This is a genomic window from Streptococcus wuxiensis (assembly GCF_040888245.1).
GTDB lineage: Bacteria > Bacillota > Bacilli > Lactobacillales > Streptococcaceae > Streptococcus > Streptococcus wuxiensis.
This window is the reverse complement of the sequence record NZ_JBFNFE010000002.1, coordinates 297,130-323,411: the sequence shown is the minus strand read 5'-3', so window position 1 is coordinate 323,411 and position 26,282 is coordinate 297,130. Positions and strand designations below refer to the sequence as shown.

The window sequence follows — 26,282 nt, the reverse complement described above, 5'->3', positions numbered from 1 at the left end:
AAATTATGGGATTATTTAATTTTGGAAAACCAAAAGATGAAATATTAGAAGCTAAGTTACAAAAACTTACCGATGATATTGAAATAAAAAAGGTAGATTTAGCCAAATTAGAGCAACAAATAAAAAAAGGGAAAGAAGTAATCTCGCTAGATACTGAACTTGCCCAGAAGAGAAATGAGTTAGCTCAATTAAACGAGGAAATTGCCGTCGCAAATGGCAATCTAAATTTGCAGGAATTTGGTTTCTTTGAAAGACAATATAGCTTTTCTGATAGTACAAAGTATAAAGATAAATTAGATTCTTTAAGAATGCAACAAAAATCCATGGTTAAAAATGGAACTGCTGGAAGAATAATCACTCCTATGCTCTTAGATAATAGTAAAAGTAAAGGAAAGGCTATGCAGAATCAACTAATTAAAGCAGCTTTAAGAGGCTTTAATGGTGAGGCTGATGCTCTTTTAGTCAAGATTTCAGTGGTAAATGTTGACAATAAAATTAAAGCTTTAAGAAAAGTGTTTGAACAGTTAAATAAAATGTATGCACGGAATTTAATTGAAATCACTTATCCATATTTAGACTTGAAAATTGAAGAGCTACGTTTAGCAGCTGAGTACGAACTTCAGAAACAAGAAGAAAAAGAGTTACTTCGTGAACAACGGGAAAAGGAACGAGAGGATAAAAAACTTCAAGCTGAGATTAAAGCGAAACGAAAACAATTGGAGAAGGACAGAGATCACTTTAAGAATATGGTTGCCAAGGTAACAGAGTTACTGAAAGAAGCAAAAAATGATGAAGTAGATGAACTCAAACGCCAATTAGCTGAATATCAGGACAAACTATCTGAATTAGATGAAATTGAAGAAGATATTGATTATAGAGAAGGCCATGCAACGGCAGGATATGTATATGTAATATCTAACATAGGTTCTTTTGGTGAAGACGTATATAAAATTGGAGTAACTCGCCGTTTAGAGCCATTGGAACGAATTAGGGAATTGAGCAGTGCATCTGTACCATTCCAATTTGATGTCCATGCGTTGATATTTAGTGAGGAAGCATTTGCACTGGAAACAGAATTGCACAATCAACTTGCTAATTATAAAGTAAATAAGGTGAATGGACGAAAAGAGTATTTCAAAGTTTCCTTTGAAGAAATTAGAAATATTCTAGCAACCCATAAAGAATTAACGGTAGAGCTGAATGAAGATGCTGAAGCATTTGAATACAGGCAAACCAAAGCTATTGAAGATAAACAGTTATAATAAGTATCCCTTACTTGCTAACTGATGTGAAACATCAAAAGAAAGGAAAAAAACAATGATCGAACGTTACTCTCGTCCTGAGATGGCGAATATTTGGAGTGAAGAAAATAAATACCGTGCTTGGCTTGAGGTGGAAATCTTGGCTGACGAGGCATGGGCTGAGTTGGGGGAAATCCCTAAGGAAGATGTGGCTTTGATTCGTGAAAAAGCGGACTTTGACATTGACCGTATTTTGGAAATCGAGCAAGAGACTCGTCACGATGTGGTTGCCTTCACGCGTGCGGTTTCTGAGACGCTTGGTGAAGAGCGTAAGTGGGTTCACTATGGTTTGACGTCTACTGACGTGGTCGACACTGCCTACGGTTACCTCTACAAGCAGGCCAACGATATCATCCGTCGTGACCTTGAAAACTTCACTAACATCATCGCTGATAAGGCTAAGGAGCACAAGTTCACCATCATGATGGGTCGTACGCACGGTGTGCACGCTGAGCCGACAACATTTGGTCTTAAATTGGCGACTTGGTACAGCGAAATGAAACGCAACATCGAGCGTTTCGAGCATGCAGCTGCTGGTGTCGAAGCTGGTAAGATTTCTGGTGCAGTTGGGAACTTTGCAAACATTCCACCATTTGTTGAAAAATACGTCTGCGACAAGCTTGGTATCCGTGCTCAAGAAATCTCTACACAGGTCCTTCCTCGTGACCTTCACGCTGAGTACTTTGCAGTTCTTGCGAGCATTGCGACTTCTATTGAACGCATGGCAACGGAAATCCGTGGTCTGCAAAAGTCTGAGCAACGTGAAGTGGAAGAATTCTTTGCCAAAGGTCAAAAAGGGTCTTCAGCGATGCCTCACAAGCGCAATCCAATCGGTTCTGAAAACATGACAGGACTTGCGCGTGTTATCCGCGGTCACATGGTGACAGCCTATGAGAATGTTGCTCTATGGCACGAACGTGATATCTCTCACTCATCAGCTGAGCGTATCATCACACCAGATACGACTATCTTGATTGACTACATGCTCAACCGTTTTGGAAATATCGTCAAGAACTTGACTGTCTTCCCAGAAAACATGATCCGCAACATGAATTCTACGTTTGGTCTTATCTTTAGCCAACGTGCCATGTTGACCTTGATTGAAAAAGGTATGACGCGTGAGCAAGCTTACGACCTTGTTCAACCGAAGACGGCCCAATCATGGGATAATCAAGTAGACTTCAAACCACTTCTTGAAGCAGATCCAGAGGTAACATCACGTTTGACTCAAGAAGAAATCGACGAAATCTTCAACCCAACTTACTACACCAAACGAGTGGATGAAATTTTCGAACGCATTGGTTTGGGTGACTAATCATAAAATAAAAAAGCGAGATTGAATCTCGCTTTTTATTTGTGCTTATACTCAATGAAAATCAAAGAGCAACCTAGGAAGCTCGCCGCAGGCTGTACTTGAGTACGGCAAGGTGAAGCTGACGTGGTTTGAATTCGATTTTCGAAGAGTATTAATCTTTTTTCTTGCTAAGTCCATATGCTGTGAGTGCAGCCATCAAACCTGTAGCAATCAACCATTCTGAACCTTGGCTTCCTGTCTCAGGAAGTTTATTTTCTTTTGCCACAGGAGCTGGGGCTTGAGGAAGAGCTTTGTTTTCCTCGGCAGGAACAGTTGCTGGAGCTGGTTTACTTGGAATTTCTAATTTTGGTTTTTCTTCTGCAACAGGAGCTGGCACATTTGGAATCTCTAGTGCTGGTTTGTCTTCCGCAACAGGAGCTAGTCCTTTTTCGTCTCCCACATGTGTTACAGGAGTCCCAACTTCGATGATTTGAGTAACTGGTTCTTGAGCAACAACACTAGTAACCAATGTTTTCACTTCGCTTCCGTCAGCAGCAGTAGACACAGAATAGAAATGACTACGACGTCCTTTAACACCTTCAGTTACGACACGAGTTTCTCCCTTAGGTAAGGCATCAGTTTCACGAGTGATAGTTGTAAACGGAATTTCTTCGTCCTCGATGACAACACGTGGTTTGGCATCTGCAACAGGAGCAACTCCTTCTTCATCTCCCACATGTGTTACAGGAGTTCCAACTTCGATGATTTGAGTAACTGGTTCTTGAGCGACAACGCTAGTGACCAATGTTTTCACTTCGCTTCCGTCAGCAGCAGTAGACACAGAATAGAAATGACTACGACGTCCCTTAACACCTTCAGTTACGACACGAGTTTCTCCCTTAGGCAATGCATCAGTTTCACGAGTGATAGTTGTAAACGGAATTTCTTCGTCCTCGATGACAACACGTGGTTTGGCATCTGCAACAGGAGCAACTCCTTCTTCATCTCCCACATGTGTTACAGGAGTTCCAACTTCGATGATTTGAGTAACTGGTTCTTGAGCGACAACGCTAGTGACCAATGTTTTCACTTCGCTTCCGTCAGCAGCAGTAGACACAGAATAGAAATGACTACGACGTCCCTTAACACCTTCAGTTACGACACGAGTTTCTCCCTTAGGCAATGCATCAGTTTCACGAGTGATAGTTGTAAACGGAATTTCTTCGTCCTCAATCACAACACGTGGTTTGGCATCTGCAACAGGAGCAACTCCTTCTTCGTCGCCGACATGAGTGACAGGAGTTCCAACTTCAACAACTTGGTTGACAGCTTCTTTTGTGACTTTGCTTTCAAGAACTGTTTCAGTTTCCTTACCATTTTCAGTAGTAACTGAGACGTAGATTGTACGTTCACCTTTGGCACCTTCAGTGACAACTTTTTCTTGTCCTGCTGGAAGGTTAGGATTTTCCTTCTTGACAGTTTCAAATGGGATTTCTTCCGTTCTTGTGATAAGCTCTGGTCGGTTTTCAACGTTGGCAGCAACTTCATTTTCATCAAGGCTTCCTGAGTGAGTTGCAGCTGGTTTGAGACCAAGTCTTGCTGCCTTAAGGTTAGCTACAAGTGTATTCAACTCAGCTTGTTTATTTCGGTTGAGATTGTAGTTTAGTGCTTCTTTAGCAGCCTTGAGAGCATCGAGACTTTCTGTGCTATATCCTTCTAAGTTTTCAGGGATTTGAGCAAGTTCCTCGCGAAGAGCCTTGTAGTCAGCACGGAAGTAGTCTTTGTTGTGATCTGCAAATGCAGTCATGAGCTCAAAGATTTCTTCTTCTTTGTACTCAGCGCTTGGTCTATCTGCCCAGATAGCTACCATACTACCAACAGTAGGTAGATCAACCTCAGGATATTTAGTTGAAGCTAGCTGGTTGAATGGAGTTTTTTCAGTGTTTTCGATAGCTTTCTTGAGGAAGCCTCCACCATCTTCAGGTTTTTGACCGAGGATATAGTACCAATCTCCGTTAGTGTTAAGGAACTTATACCCCTTGCTTGCTAGATATTGAGGAGATGCAAGGTTATAACCCCACCAACCTTTAGACCAGTAAGAGATGATAACATCTTTATCAAACTCAACATCGTCCTTATCTTCATAGTAGAAACCATCGTTAAAGGCCATTGGTTGCAGACCTTTTTCTTTAGCCATGGCAGCTAGACCATTAGCATAATCTGCAAACTTACCATAGAGTCCATACCACTTGAGGTAGTACCAACCTTGAGCGTTAGTAGCGTCGTTGGCATACTCATCTGTACCATAGTTAAAGATCTTAGTCTTGCCTGCAAAGAAGTCCATGTATTTGCCGATAAGGGCTTTTGTAAAGTTCATTGCTTCTTCGTTTTCAAGGTCCATGGTTGTTTTTGAAACCTTGTCAAAGTTAGCTTGAGGGTTTGCAATGCCCAATTTTTCCATAGCGACAAGCATAGCATCCATGTGGCCAGGACTGTTGATGGCAGGGATGATTCCAATGCCTCTATCCTTAGCATATTGGATAAGCTCAGTGATTTCAGCCTGGCTCAGAGTTGTTCCATTTGGATCGTCGTAGTAAGATTTTGTTCCTTCAATGATGGCGTTTTTCACATCGTCACTTGCATAGGTCTTGCCGTTTGCAGTGATCGTCATGTCATCCAAGAGGAAGCGAAGTCCATCATTTCCAAGGAGGAGATGAAGGTCAGAGTAACCAAGTTCGCTGGCTTTATCTACGATACGTTTGAGTTGGTCTAGAGTGAAGTATTTACGTCCAGCATCGATTGAGATAACCTTGTTTTTGGCAAGTTTTTCAACTTCACGTTTGGCATCTTCTTCTTTTTGAGCTTCTGGTGTGAAGGTTAAGTTGCTAACGGCTTCTTGGAGTTTTGCAATTGCTTGGTCAATGCTATCTTGTTCAGCACGGCTAAGGTTGCTATCCAGAGAGCGAATAGCTTTTTCAGCTTCTTTAACGGCAGCAATACTTTCTGCAGTATAGCGACTAAGGTCAGTTGGCACTTCTTTAAGAGCTTGTTCAGCAGACTCGTAGTCAGCGGCGAAATATTCAGCATTTGAGTTTGCGAATTGACGCATGAGTTTGAAGAGGCGAGATGGAGAGTAGCGGGCAGATGGAGTATCAGCCCAAGCAGCTACCATACCACCGATGATAGGAATATCAGCTCCTTCAGTTTTTGGAACTGAAGTAATCGGTGTGCTCTTAATACCGTTCAAACCTTGGTCTAGGTTATACCAACCCTGTCCATCAGCATTACGGCCGAGAACGTAGTACCAAGCATCGTTAGTATTGAGGATTTCGTGCCCTTTTTCAGATAGAAGTTTAGATGAGGCAACATCATAACCGCCCCAACCACCAGTCCACATAGACACGATGATGTCTTTGTCAAAGGTACCAAAAGTAGTATCACTATTATAGTAGATACCGTCGTTGAAGGCCATTGGTTTCAGACCGTGAGATTTGACAATACGAGCTAGGTCATTAGCATAGGCGATGAATTTATCATAACCCTTGTCTGGGAAACCATCTTCTGGATACCATTTATAGGCTTGAAGTACACTCCATCCTTTGGCATTAGTAGCATCGTTAGCATACTCATCTAAACCGATGTTAAAGATTTCAGACTTGCCAGCAAAGTAAGCAGCGTATTTATCAATCAAGGCTTTTGTAAAGGCAACAGCCTTTTCGTTGTCAAGGTCAACTGTACGTTCTGATTCTTTACCAAAGTAGTTGAAGTTAGGTTTTTCAATGCCAAGTTCTTTCATGGCGTTAAGGATAGCATCCATATGACCTGGGCTATTGACTGTTGGGATAAGTCCAATTCCTTTATCCTTAGCATAACCAATCAAGTCGGTCATTTCACTTTCAGTTAGATGATTACCGTTTGGATCATTGTAGTAAGCATTGGTTCCATTTTCAACAGCACGTTTGACATCATCGCTTGCGTAAGTTTTGTCACCTACAGTTAGAGACATATCATCAAGCATGAAGCGCAAGCCATCATTTCCGACTAAAAGGTGAAGATCAGTATAGCCATAGTGTTTGGCTTTGTCGATGATTTCTTTCAGTTGGTCTGGAGAGAAGTATTTACGTCCGGCATCGATAGAAACAATTTTCTTTTTAGCCAGTTTTTCATTCACTTGAGCTGCTCGTTCTGTAGCGACTGCGGGTGCTTCGACCTTAGCAACTTCTTTGTTTTCTTCTTTTTCTTTTTCAGATTCTGTCTTCTTAGCTTCTTCAGTAATTTCTGCCTTAGCTGGAGTTTCTTCTGCTGTGACTGGTTCTGCTACGGCAGGTGCAGGAGCAACTTCAACTTTTGGAGCTTCAGTATTTGCTACTGGAGTAGCTGGAGTAGCATTTTCTGTTGTTGGAGCAGTCTCGAGTTTTTCTTCACTCCTTGGTGGAGTGACTTCTCCAGTGGTTTGGACAGCAGGCTGATTTTCTGTTGGAGCAGGCACGACTCCGTCGGCAGCAACGGCTTGAGCCTGAAAGGCAAAGCCGATCAATACAGAAGCTGCTCCGATTGCATATTTACGAATAGAGAAGCGCTGTTTATTTTCTGGTTTCATTAAAAAACCTCCCCTTTTATATTTTTGATAGCGTTTTCACATACTAACTCTATTGTATGTTCTAACTAAAATAAAGTCAAGTTTTTGAGGAAATTACTATAAAAAATAGAATAATTTATAAATTAAGATATATTTTTCTAATTTTGACTATTTTTTAGTAAAAAGGTTACTAATTATAGAATTGCTTGAAATGCTATTCTCAGGGAAGGGAGCTGATGCTATAATGGGTATATAAAAACCCTGAGACAGTTGCCTCAGGATTTTTATAAATTAGTGACCACGGTCACAAGAAATGAATTTAATTTTGTAGAAATCAGAACGTTTATAAGTTTCGATGTATTCCAAAACTTGACCAGTTGCTTCAAGCTGAGTTGTCTTAGTTTGGAAAACAGTTGGGAATTTAGTGTCGATTCCTAAAATAGAAGCGGCATGTTTTGGAGTCGGAAATACAATTTCGTTAATTTCTTCAAAATGCTCGTCATTCATGTGAATGTGGTAGTCCAATTTGAAACGAGTATAGATAGAACTATAGTATTCAAGATTTGGATAGTTGGCATTGATATATTGTTCAGGAATGTATGAATTGTGATAGATATAGGTAACGCCATTTGTTTCACGAACACGTTCAATCTTATAATAGAATTGATCGCCGCGTAGGCCAAGTTTTTCTAAATATTTAAGATCGTTCCCACGTTCGATAGAAAGAACAGTTACTTTATCATCTTTGGTTTCGAAGATTTCCACATCAGAAAATTCAACGAGTTTGTGTTTACGTGCACGAGCCACGAAGGTTCCTTTCCCTTGCTGGCGGACGATATATCCGTCTTTGGCAAGGTCGTTCAAGGCGCGGACTACTGTGATTGAACTAACATCATACATGGAAATCAATTCTGCTTCAGTGTAAAACTTGTCTCCACTAGCGAATTGACCAGAAATGATCTTATTTTTCAATTCATCTTTAATGTATTGATACTTTGGAATTGCCATATTTTCACCTCATTTTTTTCCTTCTCCACTTATCATTTTAACATAAATTCTAAAAAATAGCTGAAAAGCACTTAAAAAAATTAAAATATCAGAATAAGAATTTAGGATAGATATAAATAATTCGTGTTTTGTCCTGTATTTTTGCTCTTCAATCAGAATGTTGATTTTATAGGATTTGAGAAGAGTTTTAGAAAAGATTCAGTAAAAAAATAGAAAAATTTTAAAGAAAATTTCAAAAAGTATTGACATTAATCCCCGATTAGTTTATAGTTGATATAACAATACATGAAAGCGCAAACTTTTCGCTTTTAGGGGAGGAAGAATGGCAAGATTTGAAATTAAAGATGATTTCTATCTGGATGGGAAACCATTCAAGATTTTGTCTGGCGCCATTCACTATTTTAGAGTTCCTGCGGAAGATTGGCATCATTCATTGTATAACCTCAAGGCACTAGGTTTCAATACGGTTGAGACTTATGTTGCTTGGAACATGCATGAACCTGCTGAAGGTAACTTTAACTTTGAAGGCAATCTTGATTTAGAGAGATTTCTTCAAACTGCACAAGATTTGGGCTTATATGCAATTGTACGTCCTTCTCCATTTATCTGTGCAGAATGGGAATTCGGTGGTTTACCAGCATGGCTCTTGACCAAGGATATGAGAATACGGTCATCTGACCCAGCTTTCATTGACATGGTTGGTCGCTACTATGATCAGTTGCTTCCACGTCTAGTTCCGAGATTATTGGAAAACGGTGGGAATATTCTCATGATGCAAGTCGAAAATGAGTACGGATCCTATGGCGAGGATAAGACCTACTTGAGGGAAATTCGACATTTGATGGAAGAACGAGCAGTTACTTGTCCGCTTTTCACATCAGATGGACCATGGCGAGCAACTCTTAAGGCTGGAACCTTAATTGAGGATGATCTCTTTGTGACAGGGAACTTTGGTTCCAAGGCTGCTTATAATTTCTCGCAGATGCAAGAATTCTTTGATGAGCACGGCAAGAAATGGCCACTCATGTGTATGGAATTCTGGGATGGATGGTTCAATCGATGGAAAGAACCAATCATCAAGCGTGAACCTGAGGAATTAGCAGAAGCTGTCCACGAGGTTTTAGAGCAAGGCTCTATCAACCTTTACATGTTCCATGGCGGAACCAACTTTGGTTTTATGAATGGTTGTTCAGCTCGAGGAACCATTGATTTACCACAAGTAACATCTTATGATTATGACGCTCTTCTTGATGAAGCTGGAAACCCAACTGCTAAATATTTCGCAGTGAAAGAAATGATGGCGGCTTACTATCCTGAGTATCCGCAATCTGAACCGCTTTACAAAGAGAGTATGGAAGTAGAAGCAATTCCGCTAGTTGAAAAAGTTTCCTTGTTTGAAACCTTGGATAGCCTGACAAGTCCCATCGAAAGTCTCTACCCTAAGAAAATGGAAGAGCTAGGACAAGGTTATGGCTACCTACTCTATCGTACGGAAGCAAGTTGGGATGCGGATGAAGAACGCATTCGAATCATTGACGGACGTGATAGAGCTCAACTCTTTATCGATGGTAAACGAGTGGCAACACAGTACCAAACAGAAATCGGTGAAGATATCTTTTATCAAGGTAAAAAGAAAGCGCTCTCTAGACTTGATATACTTATTGAAAATATGGGACGTGTCAACTATGGACACAAATTCTTAGCAGATACACAGCGAAAAGGAATTCGCACAGGTGTTTGTAAAGATTTGCATTTCTTGCTCAACTGGAAGCAATATCCACTTCCTCTTGATAACCCAGAGAATATTGATTTCTCTAAGGGATGGACAGAAGGGCAACCTGCCTTTTACGCTTATGACTTTGAAGTTGAGGCGCCAAAGGATACCTACTTAGACTTATCTGAGTTTGGTAAAGGGATTGCTTATATCAACGGACATCATCTAGGTCGTTTCTGGAATGTCGGTCCAACCTTATCTCTTTATATTCCACATAGCTATCTCAAAGAAGGTGCCAACCGCATCATTATCTTTGAAACAGAAGGGGAGTATAAGGAACACATACATTTAACTTGTAAACCTACACTAAAACTTATAAAGGGGGAAAACTTATGACAATTGTAGGATGCCGTATCGATGGGCGCTTAATTCACGGACAAGTAGCAAACCTTTGGTCTGCTAAACTTAATGTTTCACGTATCATGGTCGTTGACAATGATGTTGTGAACAACGACGTTGAAAAAAGCGGCTTGAAACTCGCAACACCACCAGGTGTAAAACTTAGTATTTTGCCAGTTGATAAAGCAGCAGCGAATATCCTTGCTGGTAAATACGATAGCCAACGTCTTTTGATTGTAGCACGCAAACCTGACCGTTTCCTCGGTTTGGTAGAAGCAGGTGTGCCACTTGAAACTGTCAATGTCGGCAACATGTCTCAAACACCAGAAACACGTGCGATCACACGTTCTATTAACGTTGTTGATAAAGACGTAGAAGATTTCCACAAATTGGCGGAAAAAGGTGTTAAACTTACTGCTCAAATGGTTCCAAATGATCCAGTTTCAGACTTTTTGAGCTTATTAAAATAGGAAAAAATTTTTAGGAGGTCATTGTTATGATACAATGGTGGCAAATTTTACTTCTCACTCTGTACTCAGCTTATCAAATCTGTGATGAGTTGACGATCGTTTCTTCTGCAGGTTCGCCTGTATTCGCTGGTTTCATTACTGGTTTAGTCATGGGAGATTTGACAACTGGTTTGTTTATCGGTGGTAGCTTGCAGTTGTTCGTACTTGGGGTAGGTACCTTCGGTGGTGCTTCTCGTATTGACGCAACTTCTGGTGCGGTTCTTGCGACTGCTTTCTCAGTTTCACAAGGAATCGAAACAGACCTTGCGATCACTACAATCGCTGTACCAGTAGCAGCACTTTTGACTTACTTCGACGTACTTGGTCGTATGACTACAACATTCTTCGCTCACCGTATTGACGCTGCGATTGAACGCTTTGACTACAAAGGAATCGAACGTAACTATCTTCTTGGTGCGCTTCCTTGGGCTCTATCTCGTGCCCTTCCAGTATTCTTCGCCCTTGCTTTCGGTGGAGAATTCGTACAAGGTGTTGTAAATCTTGTTAAAGAATACCAATGGGTTGCAGACGGTTTGACTCTTGCAGGTCGTATGCTTCCAGGTCTTGGATTCGCTATCTTGCTTCGTTACCTTCCAGTTAAACGTAACCTTCACTACCTTGCTATGGGATTCGGTTTGACAGCTATGTTGACTGTACTTTACTCAAACGTAACAAGTCTTGGTGGAGCAGTTGCTGGAATCATTGGCACTCTTCCTGCTGAAGTTGCTGAAAAAATTGGCTTTGTTAACAACTTCAAAGGATTGTCTATGATCGGTATCTCTATCGTAGGTATCTTCCTTGCGGTTGTTCACTTCAAGAACAGCCAAAAAGTTGCTGTAGCAGCACCTTCTACTCAGTCAGAAAGTGGGGAAATTGAAGATGACGAATTCTAATTACAAATTAACAAAAGAAGATTTTAATCAAATTAACAAACGTAGCTTGTTCACTTTCCAATTGGGATGGAACTACGAACGTATGCAAGCATCAGGTTACCTTTACATGATCTTGCCACAATTGCGTAAAATGTATGGAGATGGAACTCCTGAGTTGAAAGAAATGATGAAAGTTCATACTCAATTCTTCAACACTTCACCATTCTTCCACACAATCATCGTTGGTTTTGACCTTGCCATGGAAGAAAAAGATGGCGTTGTCTCTAAAGATGCGGTTAACGGTATCAAGACAGGTTTGATGGGACCATTCGCTCCTCTTGGAGATACTATCTTTGGTTCACTTGTACCTGCTATCATGGGATCTATCGCTGCAACAATGGCTATCGCTGGTCAACCTTGGGGTATCTTCCTTTGGATTGCAGTTGCAGTAGCGTATGACATCTTCCGTTGGAAACAGTTGGAATTTGCCTACAAAGAAGGGGTTAACCTTATCAACAACATGCAAAGTACTTTGACAGCTTTGATTGAAGCTGCATCTGTACTTGGTGTGTTCATGATGGGTGCTCTTGTAGCAACAATGATCAACTTTGAAATTTCATACAAATTGCCAATCGGTGAAAAGATGATTGACTTCCAAGATATCTTGAACTCAATCTTCCCACGTTTGCTTCCAGCAATCTTCACTGCCTTCATCTTCTGGTTGCTTGGTAAGAAGGGTATGAACTCTACAAAAGCTATCGGTATCATTATCGTGCTTGCCTTGGCTCTTTCTGCCTTTGGTAAATTTGCACTTGGAATGGGCGCATAATTTATGACGAAATCATTAATTTTAGTGAGCCACGGTCGTTTCTGTGAAGAACTTAAAGGTAGCACAGAGATGATTATGGGACCACAAGATAACATTCATGCGGTCGCTCTTCTTCCAGAAGATGGACCAGAAGAATTTACTGCTAAGTTTGAAGCTGCTGTTGAAGGATTGGATGATTTCCTAGTCTTTGCGGATCTTCTTGGCGGAACTCCATGTAACGTGGTGAGCCGTTTGATTATGGAAGGTCGTGATATTGAACTTTATGCAGGAATGAACCTTCCAATGGTCATTGAGTTTATCAATGCAAGCCTAACTGGAATGGATGCGGACTATAAGAGTCGTGCTTCAGAAAGCATTGTGAAAGTTAATGATTTATTGGCAAGCTTCGACGACGATGAAGATGAATAATACTCTTCAAAAATCAAATTCAAACCACGTCAGCTTCGCCTTGCCGTATATATGTTACTGACTTCGTCAGTCTTATCCGGCAACCTCAAAGCAGTGCTTTGAGCAACCTTCGGCTAGCTTCCTAGTTTGCTCTTTGATTTTCATTGAGTATAAGATGTGATTGCGTTAAAACGTTAAATCATCTTATAGAAAATATACATGGGAATGGGAGCGACTCCCATTCCCATGTTTTCAATCATGAAACAATATTAGATTAGAGGTTTTCAATGCTAGATTATACAAAAGAAGATTTGCTTGAGTTGGGAGCAGAGATCACCACACGAGAAATTTACCAACAACCAGATGTTTGGAAGGAAGCTTTTGAATCATACCAAGCACGCCGTGACGAAATTGCAGCCTTCTTGAAAGGAATTGCAGATAAACATGACTACATTAAGGTTATCCTGACTGGTGCTGGGACTTCAGCTTATGTGGGTGATACCTTGGTTCCATACTTCAAGGAAGTCTATGACGAACGTAAATGGAATTTCAATGCTATTGCTACAACTGATATCGTTGCAAACCCACAAACCTATTTGAAAAAAGAAGTACCTACGGTTTTAGTATCCTTTGCTCGTAGTGGAAACTCACCTGAGAGTGTAGCAACCGTTGACTTAGCAAAAGCCTTAGTTGACGAGCTTTATCAAGTAACAATCACTTGTGCGGCTGAAGGGAAATTAGCACTTCAAGCCCACGGTGACGATCGCAACCTCTTGCTCTTGCAACCGGCAGCTTCTAACGATGCTGGATTTGCTATGACATCAAGCTTTACTTCAATGATGTTGACCGCACTTTTGGTCTTTGATCCAACTGAATTTGCTCTTAAAGCAGAACGTTTTGAAGTGCTTTCTAGTCTTGCTCGTAAAGTTCTTGACAATGTGGCAGATGTGAAAGAGTTGGTTGACTTGGACTTTAACCGTGTGATTTACTTAGGTGCAGGTCCATTCTTCGGACTTGCTCATGAGGCACAACTGAAAATTTTGGAATTGACTGCTGGTCAGGTTGCGACAATGTATGAAAGTCCAGTTGGCTTCCGTCACGGTCCAAAATCTCTCATCAACGAAGATACAGTTGTCTTAGTTTTTGGCACTACAACAGACTATACTCGTAAGTATGACTTAGACTTGGTTCGTGAAGTTGCAGGGGACCAAATCGCTCGTCGCGTTGTTCTCTTGAGTGATCGAGCCTTTGGTCTTGAAAACGTTAAGGAAGTAGCACTTGGCTGTGGCGGTGTCTTGAATGACGTTTACCGTGTATTCCCTTATATTGTTTATGGTCAATTATTTGCTCTCTTGACTTCGCTTAAGGTTGGCAACAGACCTGATACACCATCACCTACAGGTACAGTAAACCGCGTCGTTCAAGGTGTTATTATTCACGAATTCAAATAATAAGGAGAAAAGGATGAAAACATACACAGAACGTGTATTTGGGAAAGTTGATGACAAGGATGTTGTCGCTTATCGCTTTGAAACAGAAGCAGGCTACCAACTAGAAATCATGACCTATGGTGCAACGATTCTACGCTATGTAACTCCTGATAAGGCTGGTAATTTTGCCAATGTTATCCTAGGCTTTGATGATTTTGATAGCTATGTAGGTAACAGTCCTAAACATGGAGCGAGTGTAGGTCCAGTTGCAGGTCGTATCGCAGGTGCGACATTCGAATTGAATGGGAAAACCTATGAACTCGAAGTCAATAACGCAAGCAACTGTAACCACAGTGGTTCAACAGGTTGGGATTCTAGTTTGTTTGAACTAGTCGAGGTGAGCGACCATGGTTTGACTCTTTACACAGAAAGAACAGACGGGACAGGAGGTTTCCCTGGAAACCTTAAAATTTGGATTAGCTACCACTTGGAAGAAACTGGTGCCTACGAAGTTAGTTATAAGGTAACGACAGACAAAGATACTTTGGTCAATCCGACCAACCATAGCTACTTTAACTTGTCAGGCGATTTCACTCAGACGGTTGACCGCCATGTTTTCCAACTGAATACAGAAGGTATTTATCCAATCGCTCCTGACGGTGTCCCAGCTAAAGCTCCAGATGCTAATCGTGATGTGGTCAAACATATCTACAATGGCGCCTTGTTGAAGGATATCTTTGCAGAAGAAGATGAGCAAATCCAACTCGTATCTGGTTTGGACCACCCATTTGCTCTGCCTGCAGGACATGACAATGCTGGTTTTCTCTATGACCAGGGTTCAGGTCGCTTCTTACTCTTTAAGACAGAAGCTCCTTGCTTTGTAGTTTACACCGCAAACTTTGTGGATGAGAGTGTCATTATCGCTGGTCAGCCGATGATTCAGCACAATGGAATTGCTCTTGAAGCGCAGGCTTTACCAGATGCTATTCACAGTGACCTGAAAGATCAAGTCATTCTAAAAGCAGGAGAGACTTTCACTAGCAAAACTCGTTACGAAATTGTCGTTAAATAATAAAAATTCTCTGAAGTCATAGGATTTCAGAGAATTTTTTATTATTCTTCATCTGGTGTGAGAATCATCGGAATGATGATTGGTTCACGTTCAGTGTTTTCGTAAAGGAATGGTCGAATGGCGTTTACGATAGCACCATTGACAGACTGGACGCTGGCATCCTTGTTTTTCAAAGCGATACGAATAGCATTGAAAAGGATGCGCTGACTTTGACGGATCAAGTCGCCAGATTCGCGCATGTAGACGAAACCACGACTAAGGATATCTGGTCCAGAAATAATCATCTGAGACTCAAAGTCTACCGTTGCGACAGCAAGTACGACACCGTCTTCGGATAGGTCTCGGCGGTCTTTTAGGACTGCCGCACCGATTTCGCCGATCCGATTTCCATCGACGTAGATATCTTGAGCATTGAAATGACCAGCGATACGAGCAGAGTTTGCAGTAAGGGCAAGGACATCACCATTGCTCATGATAAAGATATTGTCCTTCTCAACTCCAGTATCTACGGCAAGTCCAGCGTGGACTTTTTGCATGCGATATTCACCGTGAACAGGCATGAAGTATTTTGGTTTGATGAGGCGGAGCATGAGTTTCTGTTCTTGCTGACCACCATGTCCAGATGTATGGATGTTGTTAATCTTACCATGGATGACTTCAACACCAGCTTCAGAAATGATGTTAATCAGCTTGTTAACGCTAGTGGTGTTTCCAGGGATTGGACTAGATGAGAAGATAACCGTATCGCCAGGTTGGAGTTGCACTTGACGGTGGGTTCCGTTAGCGATACGAGAGAGAGCCGCCATAGGTTCACCCTGGCTACCTGTACAGAGGATAAGAATTTCACCTGCAGGGTAATCTTTGATTTCATTTGCTTCGATGAAGGTTCCTTTTGGCGCTTTGATGTAGCCAAGTTCGATTCCGTTGACAATGGCCTTTTCCATAGAGCGTCCAAAGACAGCAATCTTACGCCCTGTTTTGACAGCGGCATCAGTTGCTTGTTGGAGACGGAAGATATTTGAGGCAAAGGATGCAAAGATGATGCGCCCCTCGATACCTTGGATAATCTTCATAATAGACTGACCAACGACCTTTTCAGAGTTTGTAAAGGTTGGTACTTCAGCATTTGTCGAGTCTGAGAGTAAGCAAAGCACTCCGTCTTCACCTAGGGCTGCCATACGGTGCAAGTCTGCAGGTTCACCAACTGGTGTAAAGTCAAACTTGAAGTCACCGGTACAGACGATTTTTCCTTGAGGTGTGTGGATAACAATTCCCAAAGGTTCTGGGATCGAGTGAGTTGTTCTAAAGAAAGTTGCTTTAAGATTTTTAAAGGTCAACTCAGTGTTGTGGTTGATTTCGTGAAGTGTAGCATTACGCAAAAGGCCATGCTCTTCGAGTTTTCCACGGATCAAAGCGAGTGCAAGAGGTCCTGCATAGATAGGGATATTTGCTTGCTTGAGCAAGAAAGGAATCCCACCAATATGGTCCTCGTGTCCGTGTGTAATCAAGAGAGCCTTGACGCGGTCGATATTTTCGACAATGTAAGAGTAATCAGGGATAACGTAGTCGATACCAAGCAAGTCATCCTCGGGGAATTTAATCCCTGCATCAACGATAATGATTTCGTCTTGGTATTCGATTCCGTATGTGTTTTTACCGATTTCTCCTAGACCACCAATGGCAAAAACGCCCACTTCTTCTGGTTTAAGAGTATAGGCCATATTAGAACTCCGTAATTTCGAATGCGCCAGTTTCTTTTTCGTAGTCTAGCAATTTGTCTGACAAGAGCTCGATATATTCAACGTTGAATTCTGGACGGTTTTTTTCAACAAGTTCACGGGCAATGATACGTCCCTCAAGTTCTGAGCTGGCATCAATGTCTAAGTAAAGTGAGCGTGTTGTTTCACGACGTGGGCTACGGTCTTTTGTTTCTTGATAAAAAACTTTGTAAATCATGTGTTTCCTTTCTGTTTTCAGGTCAGCTGTATTCAAAAAATTACCAGCTTGAAGCTGTTTGTTTCTATTTTATTTTCTGCCTGTATTGACCTTGATTCGTTACAATTATCTCAATTATAACATAAAAAGGGGAATTAGTAAAAGCAGGAAACATGAAAGTAAGGAGCTTGAAATGTGTTTCATTTTGCCCGATACAAGTATTTGAAGACTTTAGAATCAAGTGCTATAATAAAGTTAGAAAAGAGGTTTTTCCTTATGAAGGAGGGCAGGATATGTTTCAACTAGCTATTATCATTCGTCTTCTGGCCTTTACGGGATTTGTTGCCTGTGTTTACGGAGGAAATGTTTTGTATACTCGGTTGGAGTATCGGAAAGCCAAACTCATTTGGAAGATTGGCTTCGTGACTCTGTATTCGTTTTTCCTTCTCCTAGTGACCTATGTGGTCTGGTTCGTATTTTACTTTGGTTTGAATTCTTGAGTGCTTGTCCTGTCTATTTGGCAGGACATTCTTGTTTCAAAACAAAGAAAATTCCCATGTGTCAGCTTTTGTAGTATAATAGTAAACAGACAAAAAGATAGGAATGTGTTATGAAAGTATTAGCTTTTGATACGTCCAGCAAGGCTCTTTCTCTAGCTATTTTAGAGGACAAGCAGCTTCTTGCTGAGACCACGATTAATATCAAGAAAAATCACAGTATTACCCTCATGCCTGCTATTGATTTTTTGATGGCGAGTTTGGATTTGACGCCAAAGGATTTGGATCGAATCGTCGTAGCAGAGGGGCCGGGTAGCTATACAGGTTTGCGAATCGCAGTAGCAACTGCCAAGACCTTGGCTCATACCTTAAACATTGAGTTGGTAGGTATGTCGAGCCTTTTAGCTCTGCTACCGAATCAAGAGGAAGGTCTGGTTGTTCCTTTGATGGATGCACGCCGTAACAATGTATACGCAGGATTTTATGAACATGCTCAACCTGTCTTTCCCGAAGCTCACCTGTCTTTCGAGGAAGTCCTTGAGCAAGTCAAGGATGCTGAACAGGTGACCTTTGTTGGAGAAGTGGGTCCCTTTGTGGAGCAGATCCAAGAACAATTACCACAGGCCAACTATCAAGAAACCTTACCAAACGCAGCGAATCTTGCTCTTTGGGCATGGGATAAGGAAGCAGACTCCTTGCACGATTTTGTGCCGAATTACCTCAAGCGTGTCGAAGCTGAGGAAAATTGGCTCAAGAACCATAGCGAGTCTGGCGAGTCTTACATTAAACGCCTATGATAGAAATCAAACGAATCCAACAGCAACCTGATGTGGCACAAGCTATCTACGAAGTGATGACGGATGTTTATCCCGTCAGTCCTTGGACGTTGGAACAAATCCAAGCAGACCTGTCTCAAGACCAGACTTGGTATGCTTTGGCTTATGATGGGGCAGAAGTGATTGGCTTTCTAGGCGTGCAGGAGAATCTTTTTGAAGCAGAAGTCTTGCAAATCGCTGTCAAGAAAGCTTATCAAGGTCAGGGGATAGCCTCAGCCTTGTTTGCTCAATTACCAGCAGACAAGGAGATTTTTCTCGAAGTCAGAAAGTCAAACCAACGAGCGCAAGCATTTTACAAGAAAGAAAAAATGGCGGTCATCGCTGAGAGAAAGTCCTATTACCATAATCCAGTTGAGGACGCCATTATCATGAAGAGAGAAATAGATGAAGGATAGATATATTTTAGCATTTGAGACATCCTGTGATGAGACCAGTGTCGCCGTCCTGAAAAACGACGACCAGCTCTTGTCCAATGTCATTGCTAGTCAAATTGAAAGTCATAAACGTTTTGGTGGCGTAGTGCCAGAAGTAGCCAGTCGTCACCACGTCGAGGTCATTACAGCCTGCATCGAGGAGGCGTTAGCAGAAGCAGGAATTACTGAAAACGATGTGACAGCTGTGGCGGTTACTTACGGACCAGGCTTGGTCGGAGCCTTGCTTGTTGGTTTGTCAGCTGCTAAGGCCTTTGCTTGGGCTCATGAACTTCCCCTGATTCCCGTGAACCACATGGCTGGTCACCTCATGGCAGCTCAAAGTGTCGAACCTTTGGAGTTTCCCTTGCTAGCCCTCTTGGTCAGTGGTGGCCACACAGAGTTAGTCTATGTTTCTGAGGCTGGTGATTATAAGATTGTTGGAGAAACTCGTGATGATGCGGTTGGTGAGGCCTATGATAAGGTCGGTCGTGTCATGGGTTTGACCTATCCAGCCGGTCGGGAGATTGACGAGTTGGCTCATCAAGGTCAGGATGTATATGATTTCCCACGTGCCATGATCAAGGAGGACAATCTGGAGTTTTCATTCTCTGGATTGAAGTCTGCCTTTATCAATCTTCACCACAATGCCGAGCAAAAGGGAGAAAGTTTATCCAAGGAAGACCTATCTGCATCCTTCCAAGCAGCAGTCATGGATATTCTCATGGCAAAAACCAAGAAGGCCTTAGAAAAATACCCTGTTAAAACCTTAGTTGTGGCTGGTGGTGTAGCTGCAAATAAAGGTCTTAGAGAACGTTTGGCGGCTGAAATCACCGACGTCAAGGTTATCATTCCACCTCTGCGACTTTGCGGAGACAATGCGGGTATGATTGCCTATGCTAGCGTTAGTGAGTGGAATAAAGAAAACTTTGCAGACTTGGAACTAAATGCCAAACCCAGCCTCGCTTTTGATACTATGGAATAAAGAGTTAGCTCAGCGTTAACTCTTTTATCTTGGACAAATGCGCGAGTTTTTTAGTATAGTAGAAATATGAGATTTAAAAAAATAATTAGTGTAGCACTTGCCCTAGTGGTATTGTTGCTGTCTCTGCTGGTTTTTCAGCTGTTTCAAAAGACGCAATTGGTCATGTTTGAAACTATTTCATTTAACATGCCCCTCGAATCCTTTGAAAAAGTGTTTGGAAAACCTAATGAAATAGTAGAAGAAACAGAAACTGGTTATCACAATCCTTGGCATGCAAGAGATCCCTATCTCTATAAAACAGGGCGCCTTTTCTACCACTACGAAAACTTTAAATGGAAAAGTTACAGCGGTCGTGTGACCTTTACTTTTTCAGAATCGCATCGTTTACAAGGGGCGTCGGTTTATTTCCCTGTGGCTTCCAAAGCTCAACAGAAAGAAATCTTTTATCAAATGACCAAAGATATGAAAGCAGAAATCGAAGCTCTTCCAGATTACCAGTCCATGACCACTGATACGGTAGGACTCTATGATGACGGTTATCGCTACAAGGTTAAACTGAAAGGGCAAATGAGAGAACTCTGGATTGATGTTTATCCTACAGAATATGAGGATGAGGATAATCCTGAGAACAACCAATATAATATTCGCATCGATCAATCTCGATGGTAGTCGCCCTAGGGTTCTTGTTTTGAACGCTTTGTGACAATAGAATGATGTATTTGTAAGAATGAGGAGGTTTATGAAAGAAAAAGGATTTTGGGAGGGGGCACAGGCTGCAGTGCCGACCGCTTTAGGCTATGTCAGCATCGGACTTGCTTGTGGGATTATCGGGGCTCCATATGTAACCCCTGTAGAGATGGGCTTGATGAGTCTCTTTGTTTATGCTGGAAGTGCCCAGTTTGCCATGCTGGCCTTAATTGCAGTCCAAGCGCCTGTGGCTGCTATTGCCATGACGGTCTTTTTGATCAATCTACGGCTCTTTTTATTGAGTTTACATGCATCGACCTATTTCCGTCATACTAGTCTCTGGCATAATATCGGAATGTCTAGCCTCTTGACGGATGAGACATACGGGGTCTTGATGGGCGAGCTGGTCCATACGGAAAAGGTTAATCCTATGTGGATGCACGGAAACAACCTTAACAGCTATCTAGCTTGGTTTGTCGGAACTGTTGTCGGGACTGCTCTAGGTGGACTTTTGCCAAATCCGGAAGTTATTGGTCTAGATTTTGCCCTAGTGGGGATGTTTATCGGGATTTTTACTTCCCAGTTTCAAATTATGCAAAAACGGATTCCCTTGCGCAACCTCTTCATCATTTTAGGAGTTGTTGCCCTTTCCTTCTTTATGCTTTTGACAGTGGTGTCTCAGTCACTAGCTGTTCTGTTTGCGACCTTGCTAGGTTGTACCATGGGGGTGGTCTTGGATGGTCAGTAAGTATATTTTAATGGCAATTATCTTCTCTGGCTTGGTGACCTGGATTCCAAGAATGATTCCTTTCATACTTGCTAAGTACAAAGGATTACCAGTAATCGTAGAGCGTTTTTTGAAATTTTTACCTGTATCTATTATCTTCGCCTTGATTCTTTCAAGTGTGGTGACAGGAAAAATCGGAAGCTTCCCACAGATAAAATGGTTAGACTTGATAGCAGTCTTTCCAACAGCCTTAGTCGCCTTTCGTTACCGCAATCTGGTGGGGACGGTTCTCTTTGGAGTGGTCTTGATAGCAGTCCTACGCTTGGTTTTTTAATCAGCCATAAAGAAAAACTATGGCAAATATAGAAATCATATAATGGCGCAATTGCTTTTTTTCTGTTAAGATAAGACTGTATCTTATTTTGGAGGAAATATCATGAAAAAAATCGTTAAATATTCATCACTTGCTGCCCTAGGGCTTGTTGCCGCAGGTGTATTAGCAGCTTGCTCAGGTGGTGAGAAGAAAGATGCTGCATCTGGTGAAGCAACATCTGGTAAGAAAGAAATCGTTGTAGCAACTAATGGATCGCCAAAACCATTTATCTATGAAGAAAATGGTGAATTGACAGGTTACGAGATTGAGCTTGTTCGTGCTATCTTTAAAGACTCAGACAAGTATACTGTCAAGTTTGAAAAGACAGAGTGGTCAGGGATTTTCCCAGGACTTGATAGCGATCGTTACCAAATGGCCGTTAACAACCTTAGTTATACCAAAGAACGTGCAGAGAAATACCTCTACGCAGCGCCAACTGCTAAAAACCCTAACGTTCTTGTTGTGAAGAAGGACGACACTAGCATCAAGTCTCTTGATGATATCGGTGGAAAATCTACTGAAGTCGTTCAAGGAACAACCTCAGCTAAACAATTGGAAGCATACAACACAGAACATGCTGACAATCCAACTATCCTTAATTATACTAAGGCAGATTTCCAACAAATCATGTCTCGTTTGAGCGATGGACAATTCGACTACAAGATTTTTGATAAAATCGGTGTAGAAACAGTTATCAAAAACCAAGGTTTGGATAACTTGAAAGTCATCGAACTTCCAAGCGATCAACAACCTTATGTTTATCCACTTCTTGCCAAAGGTCAAGATGAGTTGAAGGCTTTTGTGGACAAACGCATCCAAGAACTCTATAAAGATGGAACGCTTGAAAAACTATCTCAACAGTTCTTTGGTGGCTCTTACCTGCCAGCAGAAGCTGACATTAAATAGTTAAAACTTACCTCTGTTAGTGACAGGGGTATTTTTATGTAAGCACATTCAAAAAAACGACCTCTTTACCTCATATTCTTTGACAGAAGGCGTTTACATAGATTATAATAGTATATAATACCCTTAAAGGAGATTGTCATGAAATATAAAAAATTTCTATCCTCATTTACATTAGCGACTGCTTTGTTAGCAGCAAGTGCGATAAATCAGGAAGTTCAAGCTAATGAAAAGCCTGTAGATGCTAAGGAAAAAGCTGTTACACCATCATCATCTGAAAAACAGATTACAGATGCGCAAAAGGAAGTTAAGAAAGCTCAAGCGTCTGTAGATGAAAAAGCTTCAAAAGAAGCGGAGGCTAAAAAGGACTTAGCCAAGGCTGATAAAAAGGTTGCTGAGACAAAAGAATCTATCAATATCGCTAAAAATGCTGATGCTATCATCGAAGAAGAATCAAAAGTAGCATCTGAGAAGAGCGCTGAAAAAACAGAAGCTGACAAAGCTTTGGCAAATGCAGAATCTACAGCAACAGCAGCTAAATCTGCAGCAACAGCAGCTAAAGAAGCTAGCCAATCTGCCAATGAAAAGCGTGATGCTAAAGCGGCAGAGGTAAAAGCTAAACAAGCTGAACTAGATGGTATGACTGATGAAAGTCTTAAAAATCAAATCTCTAATACAGAAAAAGAGGTTAAAAAGGCAGAGCAGTCTCTTCAAGAACAGACTAAAGCAGCAAGTGAAGTAGCGAATAAGATAGCAGAAAAACAAAAGGAACTTGACAATTACAAACCAACAGTCTTGAAAAATGTCTTGAATCCAGAAGAACAAGGGCATAAAGCTCCAGCATCTGAGGATGATTATGACTATAACAAAAAATATCGCCCTAGAGACGCCGCAGGCAAACCTTTGATGGAAAATGTTGACTTTCAAGGTGTTCGTGAAGTTGAAGAGGAAGCAACTGAAGAAATGAAACGCTTCACTAAGGCGCTGGCTGATTACAATGCAAATCCATCCAAATATAAAACAAGACCAGTCTTTAAGTTTGTTGTGGATAATCGCAAATTGACAGAAGCTTTCATTGAGGTAGCAAATGAACTCCGTCGCGCTAATGGTGTTACACAAGATTTAGCTCTAGACGAAGCCTACATCAAACATGCAGAAGAACGTTCAAATGAAATGGCTACTACTGGTATCCTAAGCCATGATACCAAGTTATCACACCCAGATGGAGAAGATGTTCGTGTAGAAAATATCGGAATGGATTATGCAATTCCTGGAACAGATGGTGGACCAAACTTTGTGGAAGTTAAAAATGGTCAAACGATTTATAATTACGATAAGATTATGAGTTATAAACAGTATGCTTATAAAATCCTTTTAGCTTGGTATGCAGACTTTAATAATATAAAAGGAATCGACTACGGACACCGCAGAGCCCTTCTTACACCGGTTGGAGGGAAAGTAGGAGTTGCCCAAGGAACGATTGAAGGAAAAAATCCTAATAACATTTATTATACATATACAAGTAATGCCTATTCACCTGAAACAGTGAAGGAATACACGTCTAATTTCTATGCCTTTAAGGACGATGATAAATTGCATCCGACTTTCTATGGTAAACGCATGAAGTTCTTGCCTGAGCATCACTTTGTATACGTTGAAAAAACAGTTATTGACAAATCTGCTGACCTTAAGGCTGAACTTGCATCATTGAAAGCAGAAAAAGCTGACAAAGATGCGAAAAAAGTAGCTGCTGAAACTAAAAAAGCTGACTTGTTAGTAGCTTTGGATAAATTAAATAAACAAGCCAATAATTTATCAAGTTCACGTGAACAAGTTAAAAAAGACTTGGAACAAGCGAAATCTGATTTGGCAACCTTGACTGCAGATGCGAAAGCAAAAGCTGACTTAGTTGCTACGAAATCACAAGAAGCAACTAAAGCAAGTCAAAATCTAAAAGCCTTGCAAGCCAAGGTAGCAGAATTGGCTACAGCCATTAAAAATGCAGAAGAAAAACGCGATAAAGCAATGACCTTGAAAGGTCAAGCATCAGCCTTGGAAACAACCTTGAAGCAAGCAGAAACTGATAAAGCAAATGCACAGAAAGTTAGTGATCAAGCAGAAGCTGAGTTGAAATTGGCTCAAACAGCCTTGGCAGAAGCTAAAGCGAAGCTACAAGCTTTATTAGATGTACTTGAAGCAGAGAATATGCTGAAAGTGGCAGAAAAAGACGGAATGATTATTGGGCTACCAAAAAATGCACCAATTCAAGACCCACTTCCAGAATTTGATCTTCGTAAACTTGCTGACAAACCTCAAGGAGCAGAAACTAAAAAACCTGGAGAAAAAGCTTCTACTAAAGTATTACCAAATACAGGAACAAACTCAGGTGTAGATGGACAAACGACTCTGTTTGGAGTTTACGGTTTACTTGCGAGTCTCGGCTTAGCAGGCATCGTAACACGACGCAGAAGACAAGGTGAATAAATCTTAAAAGCTATCTAGTAATCAGCTAGATGGCTTTTTTGTAGAATGATAGATCCGAGGATAGGTCTAATATCAGCTTAATATGTATAGTTTCAAACTATATGTCTGTCTATCTAATAACAATTTGCGAAATCAAATAAAGTATGAGATACTATTACGGTATTATTTTTAAAGGAGAAAGAATCATGAAAATCAAAAAATGGTTAAGCGTAGCAGCGATTGCTACAGTAGCAGGCCTTACACTTGCAGCTTGCGGAAATTCAGACAAGAAAGCGGACAATACAACTACAGTTAAAATTGCGACTGTTAACCGTAGTGGTTCAGAAGAAGCACGTTGGGACAAAGTCCAAGAATTGGTTGAAAAAGACGGAATTAAATTGGAATTCACAGAGTTTACAGATTACTCACAACCAAACAAGGCAACTGCTGATGGTGAAGTAGACTTGAACGCTTTCCAACACTACAACTTCTTGAACAACTGGAACAAAGAAAACGGTAAAGATCTTGTAGCGATTGCAGATACTTACATCTCACCAATCCGTCTTTACTCAGGTTTAAACGGAAGTGAAAACAAGTACACTAAAGTGGAAGAAATCCCAGATAACGGTGAAATCGCAGTACCTAACGATGCTACAAACGAAAGCCGTGCTCTTTACTTGCTTCAATCAGCTGGTTTGATTAAGTTGGATGTTTCAGGAACTGCACTTGCGACAATCGCAAACATCACAGAAAATCCAAAGAACTTGAAAATCACTGAATTGGACGCTAGCCAAACAGCTCGTTCATTGTCATCAGTTGATGCAGCTGTTGTAAACAACACTTTTGTTACAGAAGCAAAATTGGACTACAAGAAAGCACTCTTTAAAGAGCAAGCTGACGAAAACTCAAAACAATGGTATAACATCATCGTTGCGAAAAAAGATTGGGAATCATCACCTAAAGCTGATGCAATCAAGAAAATTATCGCAGCTTACCACACTGACGAAGTGAAAAAAGTCATCGAAGAAACTTCAGACGGCTTGGATCAACCAGTTTGGTAATAAACATAGGG

At 41.2% G+C, this 26,282-nt stretch carries 23 protein-coding genes; 19 read left to right on the top strand and 4 right to left on the bottom strand.

Annotated features, from left to right (window positions below; translation table 11 throughout):
- Window positions 1-5 precede the first annotated feature (5 nt).
- Both AB2B47_RS04290 and purB read left to right on the top strand, forming a co-directional pair.
- On the top strand, window positions 6-1,262 hold the full coding sequence (locus AB2B47_RS04290) for an SNIPE associated domain-containing protein (protein ID WP_320693707.1): 1,257 nt from the start codon (window positions 6-8) through the stop codon (window positions 1,260-1,262).
- 55 nt (window positions 1,263-1,317) lie between these two features.
- Window positions 1,318-2,616 (top strand): adenylosuccinate lyase, encoded by a 1,299-nt coding sequence (purB, locus tag AB2B47_RS04285; protein ID WP_320693706.1) that lies wholly within the window; start codon window positions 1,318-1,320, stop codon window positions 2,614-2,616.
- A gap of 151 nt (window positions 2,617-2,767) precedes the next feature.
- Here purB and AB2B47_RS04280 read toward each other — a convergent pair whose 3' ends face one another.
- Both AB2B47_RS04280 and AB2B47_RS04275 read right to left on the bottom strand, forming a co-directional pair.
- Window positions 2,768-7,195 carry a G5 domain-containing protein gene (locus AB2B47_RS04280; RefSeq protein ID WP_320693705.1) on the bottom strand — a complete coding sequence of 1,476 codons (4,428 nt, stop codon included), beginning with the start codon at window positions 7,193-7,195 and terminating at the stop codon, window positions 2,768-2,770.
- A gap of 270 nt (window positions 7,196-7,465) precedes the next feature.
- Window positions 7,466-8,182, bottom strand: coding sequence for a GntR family transcriptional regulator (locus AB2B47_RS04275; protein WP_006153065.1), 717 nt, complete (start codon window positions 8,180-8,182; stop codon window positions 7,466-7,468).
- 322 nt (window positions 8,183-8,504) lie between these two features.
- On the opposite strand from AB2B47_RS04275, the gene AB2B47_RS04270 reads away from it, so the two are divergent.
- The 7 genes from AB2B47_RS04270 (at window position 8,505) to AB2B47_RS04240 (ending at window position 15,394) form a co-directional block, all read left to right on the top strand.
- Complete coding sequence (locus tag AB2B47_RS04270; RefSeq protein ID WP_320693704.1) at window positions 8,505-10,292, top strand: glycoside hydrolase family 35 protein; 1,788 nt, start codon at window positions 8,505-8,507, stop codon at window positions 10,290-10,292.
- Window positions 10,289-10,765, top strand: coding sequence for a PTS sugar transporter subunit IIB (locus tag AB2B47_RS04265; protein ID WP_004250394.1), 477 nt, complete (start codon window positions 10,289-10,291; stop codon window positions 10,763-10,765). Before AB2B47_RS04270 ends, AB2B47_RS04265 begins: the two co-directional genes overlap by 4 nt.
- Window positions 10,766-10,791: 26 nt before the next feature.
- A complete protein-coding gene (locus tag AB2B47_RS04260) occupies window positions 10,792-11,697 on the top strand; it encodes a PTS mannose/fructose/sorbose/N-acetylgalactosamine transporter subunit IIC (RefSeq protein ID WP_006153031.1) in 906 nt (301 codons plus the stop codon).
- On the top strand, window positions 11,684-12,505 hold the full coding sequence (locus tag AB2B47_RS04255) for a PTS system mannose/fructose/sorbose family transporter subunit IID (RefSeq protein ID WP_006152801.1): 822 nt from the start codon (window positions 11,684-11,686) through the stop codon (window positions 12,503-12,505). The genes AB2B47_RS04260 and AB2B47_RS04255 overlap by 14 nt, the downstream gene beginning before the upstream one ends.
- A 3-nt stretch (window positions 12,506-12,508) precedes the next feature.
- Window positions 12,509-12,913, top strand: coding sequence for a PTS sugar transporter subunit IIA (locus AB2B47_RS04250; RefSeq protein WP_000167445.1), 405 nt, complete (start codon window positions 12,509-12,511; stop codon window positions 12,911-12,913).
- 266 nt (window positions 12,914-13,179) lie between these two features.
- Window positions 13,180-14,343: an SIS domain-containing protein gene (locus AB2B47_RS04245; RefSeq protein ID WP_006153160.1), complete on the top strand. Its 1,164-nt coding sequence runs from the start codon at window positions 13,180-13,182 to the stop codon at window positions 14,341-14,343.
- A 13-nt stretch (window positions 14,344-14,356) separates the two neighbouring features.
- Window positions 14,357-15,394 (top strand): aldose epimerase family protein, encoded by a 1,038-nt coding sequence (locus AB2B47_RS04240; protein WP_320693703.1) that lies wholly within the window; start codon window positions 14,357-14,359, stop codon window positions 15,392-15,394.
- A gap of 41 nt (window positions 15,395-15,435) precedes the next feature.
- Here the strand turns inward: AB2B47_RS04240 and rnjA are convergent, their stop codons facing one another.
- A complete protein-coding gene (gene rnjA / locus AB2B47_RS04235; RefSeq protein ID WP_254724644.1) occupies window positions 15,436-17,115 on the bottom strand; it encodes a ribonuclease J1 in 1,680 nt (559 codons plus the stop codon).
- A gap of 1 nt (window position 17,116) precedes the next feature.
- Window positions 17,117-17,350, bottom strand: coding sequence for a DNA-dependent RNA polymerase subunit epsilon (locus AB2B47_RS04230; protein ID WP_006149161.1), 234 nt, complete (start codon window positions 17,348-17,350; stop codon window positions 17,117-17,119).
- 272 nt (window positions 17,351-17,622) lie between these two features.
- Here AB2B47_RS04230 and AB2B47_RS04225 point away from each other — a divergent pair, with 272 nt between their 5' ends.
- The 10 genes from AB2B47_RS04225 (at window position 17,623) to AB2B47_RS04180 (ending at window position 26,271) form a co-directional block, all read left to right on the top strand.
- Complete coding sequence (locus AB2B47_RS04225) at window positions 17,623-17,829, top strand: hypothetical protein (RefSeq protein WP_006152980.1); 207 nt, start codon at window positions 17,623-17,625, stop codon at window positions 17,827-17,829.
- Between the two features lie 110 nt (window positions 17,830-17,939).
- Entirely contained in the window at window positions 17,940-18,623 is a 684-nt protein-coding gene (gene tsaB / locus AB2B47_RS04220) for a tRNA (adenosine(37)-N6)-threonylcarbamoyltransferase complex dimerization subunit type 1 TsaB (protein WP_006153081.1), read from the top strand.
- The gene (rimI, locus tag AB2B47_RS04215) at window positions 18,620-19,057 is read left to right on the top strand and encodes a ribosomal protein S18-alanine N-acetyltransferase (RefSeq protein WP_006152897.1); all 438 of its coding nucleotides are present in this window, start codon (window positions 18,620-18,622) and stop codon (window positions 19,055-19,057) included. Before tsaB ends, rimI begins: the two co-directional genes overlap by 4 nt.
- On the top strand, window positions 19,047-20,057 hold the full coding sequence (gene tsaD / locus AB2B47_RS04210) for a tRNA (adenosine(37)-N6)-threonylcarbamoyltransferase complex transferase subunit TsaD (RefSeq protein ID WP_006152928.1): 1,011 nt from the start codon (window positions 19,047-19,049) through the stop codon (window positions 20,055-20,057). Before rimI ends, tsaD begins: the two co-directional genes overlap by 11 nt.
- A 66-nt stretch (window positions 20,058-20,123) precedes the next feature.
- Window positions 20,124-20,726: a hypothetical protein gene (locus AB2B47_RS04205; RefSeq protein WP_320693702.1), complete on the top strand. Its 603-nt coding sequence runs from the start codon at window positions 20,124-20,126 to the stop codon at window positions 20,724-20,726.
- A 70-nt stretch (window positions 20,727-20,796) separates the two neighbouring features.
- Entirely contained in the window at window positions 20,797-21,492 is a 696-nt protein-coding gene (locus AB2B47_RS04200; RefSeq protein ID WP_006153005.1) for an AzlC family ABC transporter permease, read from the top strand.
- On the top strand, window positions 21,482-21,805 hold the full coding sequence (locus AB2B47_RS04195) for an AzlD domain-containing protein (protein WP_006152935.1): 324 nt from the start codon (window positions 21,482-21,484) through the stop codon (window positions 21,803-21,805). The genes AB2B47_RS04200 and AB2B47_RS04195 overlap by 11 nt, the downstream gene beginning before the upstream one ends.
- Before the next feature lie 102 nt (window positions 21,806-21,907).
- The gene (locus AB2B47_RS04190) at window positions 21,908-22,750 is read left to right on the top strand and encodes an amino acid ABC transporter substrate-binding protein (RefSeq protein ID WP_006149171.1); all 843 of its coding nucleotides are present in this window, start codon (window positions 21,908-21,910) and stop codon (window positions 22,748-22,750) included.
- Window positions 22,751-22,888: 138 nt separating this feature from the next.
- The gene (locus AB2B47_RS04185) at window positions 22,889-25,231 is read left to right on the top strand and encodes a CAP domain-containing protein (protein WP_320693701.1); all 2,343 of its coding nucleotides are present in this window, start codon (window positions 22,889-22,891) and stop codon (window positions 25,229-25,231) included.
- 185 nt (window positions 25,232-25,416) lie between these two features.
- Window positions 25,417-26,271, top strand: a complete 855-nt coding sequence (locus AB2B47_RS04180) for a MetQ/NlpA family ABC transporter substrate-binding protein (RefSeq protein ID WP_303405437.1) — start codon at window positions 25,417-25,419, stop codon at window positions 26,269-26,271.
- The last annotated feature ends 11 nt before the right edge of the window (window positions 26,272-26,282 follow it).